The sequence below is a fragment of the Pseudanabaena sp. lw0831 genome (assembly GCF_016584665.1).
GTDB lineage: Bacteria > Cyanobacteriota > Cyanobacteriia > Pseudanabaenales > Pseudanabaenaceae > Pseudanabaena.
Genome location: NZ_BBJB01000105.1, coordinates 1 through 14241, shown reverse-complemented (window position 1 = coordinate 14241; position 14241 = coordinate 1). Strand labels below are relative to the sequence as shown.

The 14241-nt window shown below is 43.2% G+C and carries 11 protein-coding genes; 3 read left to right on the top strand and 8 right to left on the bottom strand.

The genetic code is table 11. The features are described from left to right. Positions 1–20 precede the first annotated feature (20 nt). A complete protein-coding gene (locus APA_RS21405; RefSeq protein ID WP_201324256.1) occupies positions 21–497 on the bottom strand; it encodes a DUF1643 domain-containing protein in 477 nt (158 codons plus the stop codon). After that, positions 494–670, bottom strand: a complete 177-nt coding sequence (locus tag APA_RS25925) for a DUF1643 domain-containing protein (RefSeq protein WP_201324327.1) — start codon at positions 668–670, stop codon at positions 494–496. Before APA_RS25925 ends, APA_RS21405 begins: the two co-directional genes overlap by 4 nt. Positions 671–774: 104 nt before the next feature. Between APA_RS25925 and APA_RS21395 the strand changes: the two genes are divergently transcribed. After that, positions 775–1002: a hypothetical protein gene (locus APA_RS21395; protein WP_201324255.1), complete on the top strand. Its 228-nt coding sequence runs from the start codon at positions 775–777 to the stop codon at positions 1000–1002. Further along, positions 986–1378 carry a type II toxin-antitoxin system VapC family toxin gene (locus tag APA_RS21390; RefSeq protein WP_201324254.1) on the top strand — a complete coding sequence of 131 codons (393 nt, stop codon included), beginning with the start codon at positions 986–988 and terminating at the stop codon, positions 1376–1378. Before APA_RS21395 ends, APA_RS21390 begins: the two co-directional genes overlap by 17 nt. A 7-nt stretch (positions 1379–1385) precedes the next feature. Here the strand turns inward: APA_RS21390 and APA_RS25330 are convergent, their stop codons facing one another. Further along, positions 1386–1553: a hypothetical protein gene (locus APA_RS25330; RefSeq protein WP_236579951.1), complete on the bottom strand. Its 168-nt coding sequence runs from the start codon at positions 1551–1553 to the stop codon at positions 1386–1388. 65 nt (positions 1554–1618) lie between these two features. Between APA_RS25330 and APA_RS21385 the strand changes: the two genes are divergently transcribed. After that, positions 1619–3841, top strand: a complete 2223-nt coding sequence (locus tag APA_RS21385; RefSeq protein ID WP_201324253.1) for a phosphoketolase — start codon at positions 1619–1621, stop codon at positions 3839–3841. A gap of 34 nt (positions 3842–3875) precedes the next feature. On the opposite strand, the gene APA_RS21380 is transcribed toward APA_RS21385, so the two are convergent. The 5 genes from APA_RS21380 to APA_RS21360 all read right to left on the bottom strand — a co-directional run. Beyond that, complete coding sequence (locus tag APA_RS21380; RefSeq protein ID WP_201324252.1) at positions 3876–5624, bottom strand: EAL domain-containing protein; 1749 nt, start codon at positions 5622–5624, stop codon at positions 3876–3878. 72 nt (positions 5625–5696) lie between these two features. Then, positions 5697–9329, bottom strand: a complete 3633-nt coding sequence (locus APA_RS21375) for a CBS domain-containing protein (protein WP_201324251.1) — start codon at positions 9327–9329, stop codon at positions 5697–5699. A 24-nt stretch (positions 9330–9353) separates the two neighbouring features. Then, the gene (locus APA_RS21370) at positions 9354–10502 is read right to left on the bottom strand and encodes a response regulator (RefSeq protein WP_201324250.1); all 1149 of its coding nucleotides are present in this window, start codon (positions 10500–10502) and stop codon (positions 9354–9356) included. Then, positions 10499–12853 (bottom strand): response regulator, encoded by a 2355-nt coding sequence (locus APA_RS21365; RefSeq protein ID WP_201324249.1) that lies wholly within the window; start codon positions 12851–12853, stop codon positions 10499–10501. The genes APA_RS21370 and APA_RS21365 overlap by 4 nt, the downstream gene beginning before the upstream one ends. A gap of 11 nt (positions 12854–12864) precedes the next feature. Further along, positions 12865–14241 (bottom strand): ATP-binding protein (locus APA_RS21360; protein ID WP_201324248.1); only part of this gene is annotated, 1377 nt, incomplete at its 5' end.

Genomic DNA, 14241 nt, shown 5'->3' with positions numbered 1-14241 from the left:
TAAATTGATTGATTCACAAATTATTTATAGTCAATAGTTTTTGTACAACACTTAACATACAGAGGATGGCGTGGATGTCCTCCCTGTGTAATTCCTAGACAATGAGGTTGAATATCCTCTTTAGATAGCAACTCCAAAACAAGGCGATCTCGTTGCATTAACTTCCCGTTGTTTCCCCAAGCAACAACAACCATATCGGCTGACTTAATCGCCTTTTTTAAATAGCGATCATTTTGTAGTCCCACAGGATCACTTGCCTGTCTAAGTTCCGATGGTTTTGCTGATCGGTAAGCAAACAAGTTAACTACTGTCAGCGAACCAAAATTCCAATAATTTGCAAAATTGATACATCGGCGCAGCGTAGGGTCATCAATTTTCGCGTCTGCTTTACTCGGATTAAGCATAATAAAAACTAGTTTTGGCTTCTCTACATCCCAGTCTCTCCATAGGGAATAACGGTAGAGTCCCGATTTGTCTATGACCGCACCTTTTTTCATACTTGTCTAGCTGAGGGTTGCTGCTTAAGGTTAGACAGCAATTCTAAAACAAAGAGATCGCGTTGCATTAACTTTCCGTTGTTTCCCCAAGCCACAACAACCTGATCGGCTGACTTAATCGACTTTTTTAGATAGCGATCGCATTGTTGATGTGCTGATAGGCGATCGCTTATAGCTTACACCAATCCTGTTAATAAATTTTTGAGATAAGATAGATGGAACTAAGGTTAATCTAATATTAAACTGAAGTAAGTAATTCAGTTGAGGTTAAATCATTATGACTCTTAAAGAACTAATCTACGCCGAAATTAACAAAATCGAAGAAGACAACCTTGATGAGCTATACCAATTCGTCAAACAACTTGCGATCGCCAAATCCGCAGCTAAACCTAAAAAAGGCATCTTAAGCAAACTTAAACGAATCAAAATTCAAGCCCCAGTTGACTTTGCCGCTAACATTGACCAGTATATAAATGGAGAAAAGAACCTTGACAATATTCATTGATACTTCATTCATCATTGCCCTCATCAACGAACGCGATCAATATCACACACAAGCCCTAGATTTAAGCGATCGCTACATCGATCAAACCCTAGCCATCACCGATGCAGTACTTCTCGAAATCGCCAACTCCCTTGCCCGTAGATATAAAAATGAAGCAATAGAAGTAATTGAACAATTTCTCAGTTCAGAAGATGTTGAAGTTATCCGCCTCACACCTGAAATATTTGACCGAGCCTTTGAGCTATACAAAACCCGTCCAGACAAAGAATGGGGCTTAGTGGATTGCGTCTCATTTATAGTCATGCAAGATCGTCATATTCGAGAAGTTCTCACCTTCGATCAACATTTTGCACAAGCAGGATTCCAGATCCTTTAGAGCGATCTCATTGTAGATGTGATGATATGCGATCGCGCTGCATTAACTCCCTATTATTGCCCCAACTAACAACAACCATTTGATCCACGCCCGACAGTTTAACTCCAGTTAGCAAATCAAGACTTGATGTAACCCTAGACATACTAAAATGACTCTGGAGAAGAAATTTCAACATTTCTTAACCTCTATACATTTCATCATTAAATCTTTAGTCTAGACAAACCCAAGGTCAAAAAATCTATGGTCGCAACCCCTGAAACCACAAACGCAGCCACTCCCGCTTTCAAAGATGACTTTCGTGAAGGCATTCAGTACTTTGGCGAACCGTTGGAGGGGTTCGACGAGCTAGGACTTGTACCTGTACTCAGCCCAGAAAAATCTGGCGTTACCGATCCTAGCGATCGCGCCGCTGTATTTCAAACCTTACTCGCCGCCGATGCTTTACGCTATCTAACTCTACAAGTCACAGCTAGCAAAGCATCAGGACACCCAGGCGGATTTGCCAGTAGCGCTGAAGCCGTCGCAGCCTTTTATATGCTGGGGCACAAGAACATGCCCACAGAAGTTGGACACCACGCCCCTGGTTACTACAGCGCCATGTTTCTCGATCGCTCTCTCGAAGACATGGGCATCAGCACAGTAACGCAAATGCGCGATCGCTATCGTGAAAAACATGGCTTGCTCGGTCACTTATCAGGATTCATCCCAGGGATTCTCGCTCCTGCTGGCCCCCTTGGACAGGGACAACATTTTGCGATGGCAGCAGCCCTGCTGCATCGTGACAAGCTTTTCCCCGTCACGATGGGTGACGGAGGACTGGGTGAACCCTATCCAATTAGCTCGATCGCACATTTTCATACTGCCTATCCTGAAGTCACAAATTTTATTCCAATTCTGGTTTGGAATGGCTATAGCCAAGAACATCACAGCATGGTTTCGACAAAGACCAATGCGGAAATGATTGCTTTCTGGAAAGGGAACGGCTTTGATGAAGTAATTCTGATCGACGCAAAGGATTTTGATGATCAAAATCAACCAGAAGCCTATGTTGATAGCACCGCTTTCTCTTTCAAACAACGCTTAGCTTTTACAGAAGCAGTTCTTATCGGTGTGGACAAAGCCGCAAAACTAGCCTTTGGGGGCAAGCTGACCGTATTTATCATCAAACAACTTAAGGGCGCTGGAGTTCATGCACGCGGTGCAAAGTCCCATAACCTCTATGCTCATCACACCCTTGAGAATCCTGATGTGATCGCTGGCTTGAAATCCCGTGCACTCAATCCTGAAGCATGGCAAACCGTGCGCACTAATTTAGAATGGGCTGGCGGAGGTTCTTCTTCCAAAACTGCGGTTACGGAATCAGTACTAGCAATAACAGATTTGGGAACTTTGCCCTTAGAAGAATATGCTGCTGGGGAAGCCAAGATTTCCACAACAGCGATGGGGCGCTTAGTGGGCTATGTCGGGCAAACCGATAAGCGCTATATCGTCACTAATGCAGATGGAAATGAAGCTTCAGGAATTGCCAATATCAACCAAGCTCTGAAAATCAATCACCCCACTGAGGATGCACTTTATAATCAAGGGCCTGGTGGACAAGTTTACGAACCATTGAGCGAAGATGCTTGTGCAGGCTTAGCGGTTGGCTTGGCACTAATGGGTAGCCGTACCCTTTGGTGTTCCTATGAATCCTTTGCGATTAATGGACTTCCGATTTGGCAGACGGTTACGCAAGCAATGGCGGAGCTACGCCGACCAACACCTGCAACTGTATGCTTATTTACCGCAGGAGCTTTGGAGCAAGGTCGCAATGGCTGGACACACCAACGACCTGAAATCGAAGGCTACTTTGCCTCAATGATGCGTAATGGAAATATCTTCCCACTCTTCCCTCTTGATGCGAATAGCATTCAAGTTTGCTACGACTGGGCGTTGAAGGCAGTGAATAAGGGTGTTGTGATTACCGCCAGCAAATCACCTTTGCCAATCCGCACCACTTTTGAGCAGAACCGTAAGGCTCTCGAAGATGGCGCAATTACCTTGCAAGAAACCGCAGGCAATAAGAAGGTGGTCTTCGCTGTCATCGGTGACATGATGTTGAGCCCTGTGTATGAAGCAGCGCAAAAACTCGCAGAACAAGGAATTGGTTCCAAAATCGTCTCCATTGTCAGCCCTCGTCGCCTCTATCGTCCAACCGATGTGGCATGGGATACTTGCTCAGAGCCAGATGGGAAGTTCTTGAGTGATGCTGATTTTGAGGCTTTCTTTGGTGGTGATGCTCTGATTGGTGTCGTCGGTGGTGCTTCAGCGATGCTGGAACCTGTAATGCTCCGCAGCAATAGCAAGCGCGATGTCTTCTCATGGAAGCGTGGTGAAACGACTGCATCTGCTGGTCAGTTGTTTGATTTTAATGGCATGAATGCTGACGCGATCTCAAGTCGCGCCAAGCAGTTGATTAGCTAATCTAAAAAGAAGGCGTGCAAAGCACGCCTTCTTTTTAGATTTGCAGATAAATTCTTTCAACTTCTGATGCAGGTAGAGGCTTGTTAAATAAGTAGCCTTGTCCATATTTGCAACCAACTTTTTGCAGCCATTCAAGCTGTTCCTTTGTTTCAATCCCTTCCGCAATCACTGCTAGACCAAGTTGATCGCTAAGAGCGATGATGGTATCTACGACATGGTAGTTACGATTTTCGGTTTGAATTTGACTCACAAAAGAGCGATCAATTTTGAGGTTATCCACAGGAAAGCGATGGAGATAACCGAGAGAAGAATAACCTGTACCGAAATCATCAATGCTGATTTGAATATGGCGCGATCGCAATTCTTTGGTGAGAGCGATCGCAGTTTCAGCACTTTCCATAATCGCACTTTCGGTAATTTCTAACTTGATATTGGCAGGATTAGCTTTAGTTTCGGAAAGAATGCGATCGATATCAGCGAGTAGAGTCGCGCAAGAAAATTGACGCACCGAGAGATTGACACTCATAGTTAGCTCTGTCCAGCCTTGCTGTTGCCATGTATAAAGTTGCTGACAAGCTTGCTTAAATACCAGCATCCCCACAGGTACTATTAAGCCCGTTGTTTCCATAGAAGGAATAAACTCGGCGGGGGAAACCATACCTCGCTCCGCACTTCGCCAACGCACTAATGCTTCAAATCCTACTAGTTTTTGGTCTTGCAACTGAATGATTGGTTGATAAAAGAGAATGAACTCTTGCAGCTCTAGCGCGCGCTGAAGATCATTTTCGAGAATCAGGCGATTGAACATAGCGAGATGCATTTGGCGATCAAAGATTTGATGACTATCTTTACCGCGTAATTTAGCTTGATACATTGCTGTGTCTGCATCTTGCAAGAGTTCCTCAGCTTGGCGATCGCTATTTTTGCATAGGGCAATTCCCATGCAGACTGTGATAAAGATTTCACAATTTGCCACTACGAAGGGTTGCGTAAAACTTTGGAGAATCTTCAGAAGAAATGGCTCTATAGAGCTTTCTTCATCAATCTGATGTAGCAAGAAACAAAATTCATCTCCACCCATCCGCGCTAGTAAGTCATTGGGGCAGAGATGCTGCTGTAAACGTTGGGCGATCGCAATTAGTAATTGATTGCCAACGGCATGACCAAAGGAACCATTTACCAATTTGAATTGATCGCAGTCTATATAAACTAAAGCGAGGGATGCTTCTCCTGCTTGTAAGCTCGCTTTTAATTCTTGAACTAATAATGTTCGACTCGGTAACTTAGTGAGCGCATCTTCTAAAAGCATATTTTGCAATTGGGCAGTACGCTTTTGCACCATTTCTTCTAATTGGGTATTAAAGGTTGCTAATTGTTGATATTGCTGGTGAATACGGATCATTGAGCGCACTCTTGCAGTTAGCTCTAAACGATTGACAGGTTTACTAATAAAGTCGTCAGCGCCAGCAAATAAGCATTGGGCAAGATCCTTCTTAGTGGTTAATGCTGTAACCACAATAATTGGTACAGCACTCCATTTTGGCATCGCTTTAATCCGCCGACACACCTCAATGCCGTCCATATCTGGCATCATTACATCTAGCAAAATTAGATCGGGTTGAAAGGCTTCTAGATAGGCGATCGCATCTTTACCACTAGCTGCATAGTGCAAATGATAGTCTTGATTTTCCTGCTCAAAGTCATCACTGGTACTTAAAAGTGTGTCAATGACATCAAAATTATCAGGTTCATCGTCAACGACTAGGATAGAAGGTTTGTTCATGAGAATTAATTAAGGATTAATTGAGAATTGAGAATCCGTAGGGTGGGCATTGCCCACTTTACTGATTTTGGGCTAATTGAGAACTAAAAATTGTTGAATAAGTTTTGTTAATTCCCTCAGCTTAACAGGTTTACTTAAATATTCATTAGCTCCTGCGGCAAGACAACGCTCTACATCATTGTCCATGGCTAGTGCGGTGATGGCAATGATTGGTACATGCTCAAGACTAGGAATCTGGCGAAGCTGTTTTGTAGCTTCTAAACCATCCATCACGGGCATTTGAATATCCATCAAAATTAAATCAGGTTTTGATGACTGCGCCAAGGCGATCGCTTCTTGTCCATTTTTGGCTACCACCATGTTATAGCCTTTAGCAGTTAAGTAGCTAGAAATTGTCATGATGTTGGGTTCGTTGTCTTCTACTAGCAAAATTTGATAGGAACGGCTTTGTGTGTTCTGGTTGGATTCAGAAGTGGGTTCGGTCTGATTGATGACGGATGGTAATAACTCAGCAGATGCTGCATAGGGAAGCGCAATTGTAAAGCAGCTACCCACACCTATTTCACTAGTTAACATGACTGTGCCCCCATGCATTTCTACTATACGTTTTACTAAAGCTAACCCCAATCCAGTGCCCTGATATTGACGATTGAGAGCGCTATCGATTTGAATGAAAGGCTGAAATAGCTTGCTGATATTCTCTGGGGCAATGCCAATACCTGTATCGATCACCGAAAAGTAAAGATAGCTCGTCGCTACGGTCAATTCGGGTTTGGCGCTCATGCTAGCAGTCGGTTCATTAGCTACTTGATTTAAAGAGCGTGGCTGATGGATACTAACCTCTAGGGTGATGTGTCCACCCTCTGGAGTAAATTTAACGGCATTATTAAGCAAGTTGATCAAGACTTGGCGAATACGTCGTTCATCTGCATTTAATTCAGAGAGGTTGGGTAAAATTTTCGTTTCTAGCTGAATGCCTTTTCTGTGAGCTTCCTGCCTGATAAAAGTAAGGCAGGACTGGCAGAAAAATTCGATAGACACCTTTGAGTACTCTAGATCGATTTGTCCAGATTCTATTTTAGCGACATCAAGAATGTCATTAATGAGTTCCAATAGATGCGATCCACTACGTTCAATAGTTTGCAGAGCCTTGATTTGAGAACTAGTAACTTTACCAAAAACCTGTTCTTGCATTCCCTCAGTCATCCCTAGGATTGCATTAAGAGGGGTGCGGAGTTCGTGGCTCATATTAGCCAAAAACTCATCTTTTAGTCGGGTAGCACGCGCAAGTTCTTCATTTGACAATGCTAGCTTTTGGTTGATTTCGGTAAGGTGTTGCTGTGTTTTTTGCCGATCGCGAAGTTCTTGCTGCAACTTTTCAAATAAATCAGCCTGTTGAATGGCGATCGCTAACTGATTCGCAATTTGTTGGAGTAAATTCATTTCCCATACTTGCCAATGGCGCGGACGATCGCATTGATGCACGATCAGCAATCCCCAGAGGGTATCTTTTTGAATAATAGGAACAACGAGCTTGGCTCTGACCTGTATTTCGGCAAGAAACTCTGCCAGACAGGGTAACACCTCATTCGGTTTGGTTTCGCGATCGCTGAGGGCAAATATTCTTCCTTGGATATAGCGATCGTAATTAACTTGAGGGAAAATCTCTTCAGGAAAAGTAATATCTAAAATTGACGACCATTGCGACAATACAGATTCAGCAATGGCTGAACCTGTTCCGTCAGGAAAGACTTGATAGACTAGTACCCGATCTGATTTTAAAACTTGATGAACTTGTTGTACAGTGGCATTTAGGATCTCAGGTAGATTCAAGGTTGAGCGAATTCGTTGAGTAATTGCTGCCAATAATTTCTCCTGATCGACTTGTTGGCGAATCAATTCCTCAGCTTGCTTGCGATCGCTAATATCCACCACCACAAAGACACATTCGTCCTCGGAGAGCAGCGCCAGCCCAACGAGAACATGAATAGAATGCCCATCCTTGTGATAATAGACTTTTTCCCAAGGCGCAATCACGCGACTAAGCCCCAGATGCTGGATGGCATGGCGATCGATTGGCAGATATTCGGGAGGGGTAATTTTTTCACAGCTAATTTGCTTGGCGTTCAGCTCTTCTCTGGTATAGCCAAGCATTTCCAAGAAGTGATCGTTAGCATCACTAATCTGACCGTTCAAGTCCGTAAACATCATCCCCACGATGTTTGATTCAAATACGCGCCGAAACCGAGTTTCGCTTTTCTGTAGAGCTAATTCCGCCTGTTTACGTTTAGTTTGATCGCGCACAATGATCAGCGCCTCGTCATCACTAATCGGCACAATCCGTACTTCTTCAAAAACCACGCGATCGCCTCGATATAACTGGTGCTCATAAACCTGTAATTCTCCCGTAGTGATCGCTTGTGCGAGCATCTTTAGCTGCTGCTGTAATAGATCGGGTGGCAATACTTCAGAGAGATGTTGCTGAATTGGCAAGAATTTTTGTTCGTGTTCCTGAGAATTGATATATTCCAAGCACATACCATCTCGCGACACCCGCAGCAATAAATCAGGAATAGCCTCGATCATCGCACGAACACGGGCTTCACTGCTGTGAAGAGCTTTAGTTCGTTCTCCGACTTTGAGTTCTAAGGATTGATTGAGTTCGATGAGTTCTAATTCTACTTTTTTGCGCTCAAGTAATTCTTCTTGTAGCTGTTGATAGGTAATGACTTGTTGGTTTTCTAATAACTCATTGCGGCTTTCCAACAAAGATATTTTTTCGGCCTCTAGACGCATCACCTTTTGCTCTAGAACCTCTGCTAAATTGTAAAGCTCGATCGGATTAAGCGCTTGTAGTAAGCTGGTCTGGGTGATGATCCCCAAAATTTCTTCCTCTTTGCCGACTACAGCTATACGACTGATGAAGCGCTGCTCCATGATTTGATGTACCATCCACAGCGAATCCTCTGGCTTGACCGCAAAGAGCGGACTGCTCATCATTGCTTCCGCTGTCCAACTTTCTAGGTTTAAGCCCAAGGCTTGAAACTGAACAATATCGCGCTCTGTCAAAATCCCCACAGGTACTTGCAAACAACGATCCTGTTTTAACCTAGTTTCCACAATGATCACGGAGCTAATACTGTAATGAGCCATCAGTTTGGCGATTACCAACATAGAATCTTCGGGAGCCGCACAGATCACTTCACGAGTCATCACTTCATTTACGAGCCTTAGGCGCAGCAGATCGATCGGGCGAGAGGTTTGACGTAAACTTTCATAGGTCACAAGTCCCACTAGGCGATCGCTATCATCCACAATTGGCAAATGACGGATATGGTGCTGCTGAATGAGATTAATCGCAAAAAACAAATCAGTAAAAGCAGACTCTCGCAGAGTGATTACAGGACGAGCCATGACTTCTGTTACTGTAATGTCTAGGGGTAGTTGCGCGGCGCTTAGACGCACTACATCTCGCTCGGTGACGATGCCTACTAACTGCTCATTATCTACAACCAATACACAACTTGATCGCACTTCGATCTCCAATTGCGCCGATTGATTATCTAAGGTTTTAGCTGCATCACATTGCGATCGCACCCCACTCATTTGCGCGATCGCTTCCAACACCTTGGATTCAGGCGAAACAATAATAGGATTACGAATAATTGCTGTTGTTAGTTCTAATTGAGCAGGGGAATTAAACATAAATTTATAAGAATCTATTTTCAATCAAGTTCTAACTGCGGGTGGGATCGGTAAAGAAATATTTACTGTTGTTTGCTGTTGATAAATGCTGCTAATCGAAAAAATCCCTTCAGCTAATTCAACAATCTTTTTAACAATTCTTAATCCCAAGCCGACACCTTGCTGCTCATAGGTTTTACGCTCAAACTGTACAAAAGCGCCAATGCGATCGACTTGCTCTTCGGTCATACCTCGCCCTAGATCGTGCACTGACAAATTAAACATATTGCCCATCACTTGGCTATGAATTTTGACGATCGTCCCTGAAGTGGAGAATTTCACAGCATTATCAACTAATTCATGGAGAATCGTCAAAAGATCTCGCTCCGATAGTGCAATCTCTGATTCTTCAAGGTCAAAGATAAGACGATCATCACCACGTTTAAGCTGGCGAACAAAGGATTGCAACGTCGATTTAACTGCGGCACTTGAGAATTTTGTATGAGCTGTTTTGAAGGACTGTTGCCGAATTGGAGATGATTCTAACTCTAAGTAAAGTAGAAATTTTTTGGTTAAATTTTCTAAGCGCTGCGCTGATTCATCAACCCAACCTAGCATTTCTCGGATTTCGTCAATATCCATATTTTCGATATCTTCTTTCAGCAAAGAAATCGTGCCCATAATGCCATTTAGGGGCGTATTGAGTTCATGGGACATTTTTGAAGCCAAAGTACCACGTAATTCATTGAGAGTACTTTCGAGGATGTTAATCGTATTTGATTGGATATGGGAGAGAGTTTGAATACTGTCATACTGTTGCTTGATTCTCAGCATTGAATGCACCCGCGCTCGCATTTCAACACTATTAATCGGCTTACTAATAAAATCATCGGCTCCAGCATTTAGACAATTAGCTAGATCTAACTTAGAGCTTAAGGCCGTCACCATAATGATCGGCACAATTTGCCATTCAGGGTTAGCTTTAATTCGCTTACAAACCTCTATGCCATTCATCTCTGGCATCATCACATCGAGCAAAATCAGATCGGGTTGAAAGGTCTCAAGACTAGCGATCGCATTTTTGCCACTGGCTGCGTAATGCAATTGATAATTCTGTGCGCTCAAGAGCGTCTCAATCACATCAAAATTATCGGGTTCATCATCAACAACTAAAACAGAAAATGTATTTGTCATGAATTTTTATCCAGATAAGTCTCTAAATAAGCAACAACCAAAGGATAACTTCGATCCATCTCTATTACTAGGAGATCGCAACCATCTAATTGCTGACTACGTCCTGCAACTTCTAATTTAAAAAGAATCTCAGCAAATGATCTAGCCCCAATCATCTTACTACTGCCCTTTAAAGTGTGAGCAACATATTCTATTTGTGAAGCGTCTCGATCTAATACGGCTTGATGCAGCTTAGTTAGTAAGCTGGGACATTCTTCGTTTAAGAATAAATTAATCATTCGTTTAGGCAAATTCAGAGAAACCTTCTCAATCTCTCTGAGCGCATGACTATCAAAGTCTGCACTAACCTCATCTGTATGTGATTGTATTTCAATTTCTGGCGAACTATTACCCCAACGCTTAATAATCCTTTGTAAAGTATCAAAAGATACTGGCTTACTGATATAGTCATCCATCCCTGCATCTAAACACATTTCGCGATCGCCTTGCATGGCGCTAGCAGTCATAGCGATCAAGGTCGGGCGCGATGGACTGGTCGATATTTTTGACCAGTCCTGCACAATACAATTAGCAGCTTCTAGTCCATTTAGGCGTGGCATTTGGACATCTAAGAACACAATATCAAAAGCATTGTTTTTCAGAGCGTCAATGGCCTCTACTCCATCATTGACGATCGTCGGGGTATAGCCCATTTTACTGAGCATCGCCAAAACCATTTCTTGGTTGATCAAATTATCCTCAGCAACCAAAATATTTAGCGGTAATTGCGTGGCAAGCGCAATATTAGGAGGCTGAACCTGACGCAACATAGTTCTCCTTTCAAAAGGAATCATGATCTGAGGTCGTTCATTTGTAACCGAGACTGGCAAAGTGAAAGAAAAAGTAGAGCCCTTGCCCAGAGAGCTTTCTGCCCATATATGCCCTCCCATCATCTGCACTAGTTTTTGGCAAATCGCTAGCCCTAATCCTGTGCCGCCATACTGGCGAGCAGTAGCGATCGATGCTTGAGTAAAGGGTTGAAATAGCTTTTGGATCTGTTCAGGCGAAAGTCCAATTCCTGAATCTTGTACCTCAAAAAGTAGTGTTAGTTCCCCTTCCGATTGGACTTGTGGCGATATAAATGGCGATACAGACAGACGAACTGCTCCTGTATGAGTGAATTTGACAGCATTATTCGCTAGATTAAGCAAGATTTGACGTAGCCTGATCGGATCGCCCAGAATATATGTTGGTGCTTTTGGATCAATATGGTAATTTAACTCAATTCCTTTTGTCTCAGCTTGCTGGCTCAGGAGCGTACAGGTATCAGCAATCATTCCATGCAAATCAATCGGTAGATTCTCAAATAAAAGTTTTTGGGATTCAAGTTTGGAGAAATCGAGGATATCATTAATTACAGTTAAAAGTATTTCGCCGCTAGTTTGAATGGATTGGACAAACTTATTTTGTTCTTGATCTAGGGATGTAGTGGCTAACAGCTCGGTCATTCCTAGGACTCCATTGATGGGAGTACGGATTTCATGGCTCATCATTGCTAAAAAATCGGACTTAACTCGCAGGGCCGACTCGGCAACTTCTTTGGATTCTTGGAGATTGATTTCGTAATTTTTGCGATCGGTTATATCACGAAATCTCCAGACAAATCCCCAAAACCGACCATTAGGGGAAGTCACTGAACTACTAAAATATTCATAGGTAAGTTCATTGATCAACAACTCACCATGAGTAACTTGCTCTGGCTCGTCGTAGGTTTCTTCTAAGATTTGAGTAATTGCTGGAGGGAAACTTGCTGCTTGTAGTAACGGTAACTCCTGTGGCTTAGTAGTAGTCGCAATGGCTTTGATATCGCATATTTCACACATTTTTTGGTTGTATGCGACTAACCGCCCCTGCTCATCCACAGCAATAATGCCCTCTAGACTAGCTTCGAGCTGAGCATGAATCAGCGCATTAGCTCGTTCTAACCGATCGTGCTGCTCTTTAATGCGTAACATTGAGCTTACCCTTGCTCGAAACTCCAGAGAGTTTAAGGGTTTACTGATAAAGTCGTTAGCTCCTGCATTCAAGCATCTTGCTAAGTCTTCTTTAGTGTTAAGAGCCGTAACCATAATAATTGGTACGGCTTGCCACTTTGGTAAAGCTTTAATGCTTCTGCAAACCTCAATGCCGTCCATAACTGGCATCATGACATCTAGCAAAATTAGATCGGGCTGAAATGTGTCGAGATAGGCGATCGCATCTTTGCCGCTAGCAGCATAGTGCAACTGGTAATCTTGATCGCTCAAGATGGTTTCGATTACATCAAAATTATCAGCTTCGTCGTCAATGACTAAAACGGATGCTAGATTCATTGCCTATCTTCTTAAGTTGCTAAAAATTGATGGATAGTGTCTGCAAGTTGCTTTAGCTTAACAGGTTTTGCGATATATTCATTAGCTCCTGCGGCAAGACAAAGATCGTGATCGGATGCCATCGCTAGAGCCGTCAGCGCAATAATCGGAACATTGACTAGACTAGTAATCTGCCGAATGCGTCTAGTTGCTTCTAATCCATCCATTAATGGCATTTGCACATCCATCAAGATCAAATCAGGTTTGGCTGACAAGGCGATCGAGATCGCCTCTTCTCCATTTTTGGCTAACACAATGCGATAGCCTTTTGCTGATAGATAACTGGAAATCGTCATGATATTGGCTTCGTTATCTTCGGCGATCAAGATCAAGGGAACTTGTAATTTGCCTCTGGTTGGAGAGTCCAGTTGTGAGCTAGTGGTTGTCTGATCGCTGTCGCGCCTTTCAGGAGAGAACACAACATCGGTAGCATAGGGTAGCTCTATGGTGAAGCGACTACCAATACCAAGTTCGCTGGTTAACCCCACCTTGCCACCATGAAGTTCCACCATTTGCTTGACTAGAGCAAGCCCCAAGCCTGTACCTTCATATTGGCGATTCAACGCACTGTCGATTTGCACAAAAGGCTTAAATAATTTCTGGATGTTTTCTGCGGCGATGCCAATACCAGTATCAATTACCGTAATTTGTAAGTATTCTTTTGCTTCTTGATTAGCTTTCTCTTGGAAAGAAGTGATCAACTGGAGACGACTAACTTCTAAGGTGATGGTTCCTCCTGCTGGAGTGAATTTGACCGCATTGCTAAGGAGATTAATCAAGGCTTGACGGATGCGCCGTTCATCCACCAGCAGATCTGGCAAATTCATCTGAATTTTGGTGTGAATCTGGATACTTTTTTGCATCGCCTGTTGTCTAATAAACGTCAGGCTAGATTGACAGAGATGATTGATCGAAGTGATTGCACAGTCAAGTTCAATTTGTCCAGCGGCAATTTTGGAAAGATCGAGAATATCATTGATTAGTTCCAATAGGTGAGAGCCACTAGACTCAATAGCTTGTAAGGCTTTTAGTTGCCGATCGCTAATTTTACCGAATACTTGTTCTTGCAAGCCTTCAGTCATACCCAAAATTGCGTTGAGAGGGGTGCGAAGTTCGTGACTCATGTTCGCCAAAAATTCATCCTTAAGTCTTGTGGCACGGGCTAATTCTTGGTTTGTTAGTTGCAGTTTGGCTTCTGCTTGTTTGCGATCGCTAATATCTCGAATAAAAAAGACCACTTCATCATTTCCGCAGGGAGCAACCCGAATCTCCTCATAACGGCATTGATCGCCAACCTCAATCTGCTGTTCATAAATTTGGACAGTCTGCGTCATGAGTGCTTGCTGAAG

Coding starts and splice junctions, on each gene's coding strand:
- APA_RS21385 (WP_201324253.1), top strand. CDS start 1,619: ATGGTCGCAACCCCTGAAACCACAAACGCAGCCACTCCCGCTTTCAAA.
- APA_RS21370 (WP_201324250.1), bottom strand. CDS start 10,502: ATGACAAATACATTTTCTGTTTTAGTTGTTGATGATGAACCCGATAAT.
- APA_RS21365 (WP_201324249.1), bottom strand. CDS start 12,853: ATGAATCTAGCATCCGTTTTAGTCATTGACGACGAAGCTGATAATTTT.
- APA_RS25330 (WP_236579951.1), bottom strand. CDS start 1,553: ATGTTGAAATTTCTTCTCCAGAGTCATTTTAGTATGTCTAGGGTTACA.
- APA_RS21395 (WP_201324255.1), top strand. CDS start 775: ATGACTCTTAAAGAACTAATCTACGCCGAAATTAACAAAATCGAAGAA.
- APA_RS21405 (WP_201324256.1), bottom strand. CDS start 497: ATGAAAAAAGGTGCGGTCATAGACAAATCGGGACTCTACCGTTATTCC.
- APA_RS21375 (WP_201324251.1), bottom strand. CDS start 9,329: ATGTTTAATTCCCCTGCTCAATTAGAACTAACAACAGCAATTATTCGT.
- APA_RS21380 (WP_201324252.1), bottom strand. CDS start 5,624: ATGAACAAACCTTCTATCCTAGTCGTTGACGATGAACCTGATAATTTT.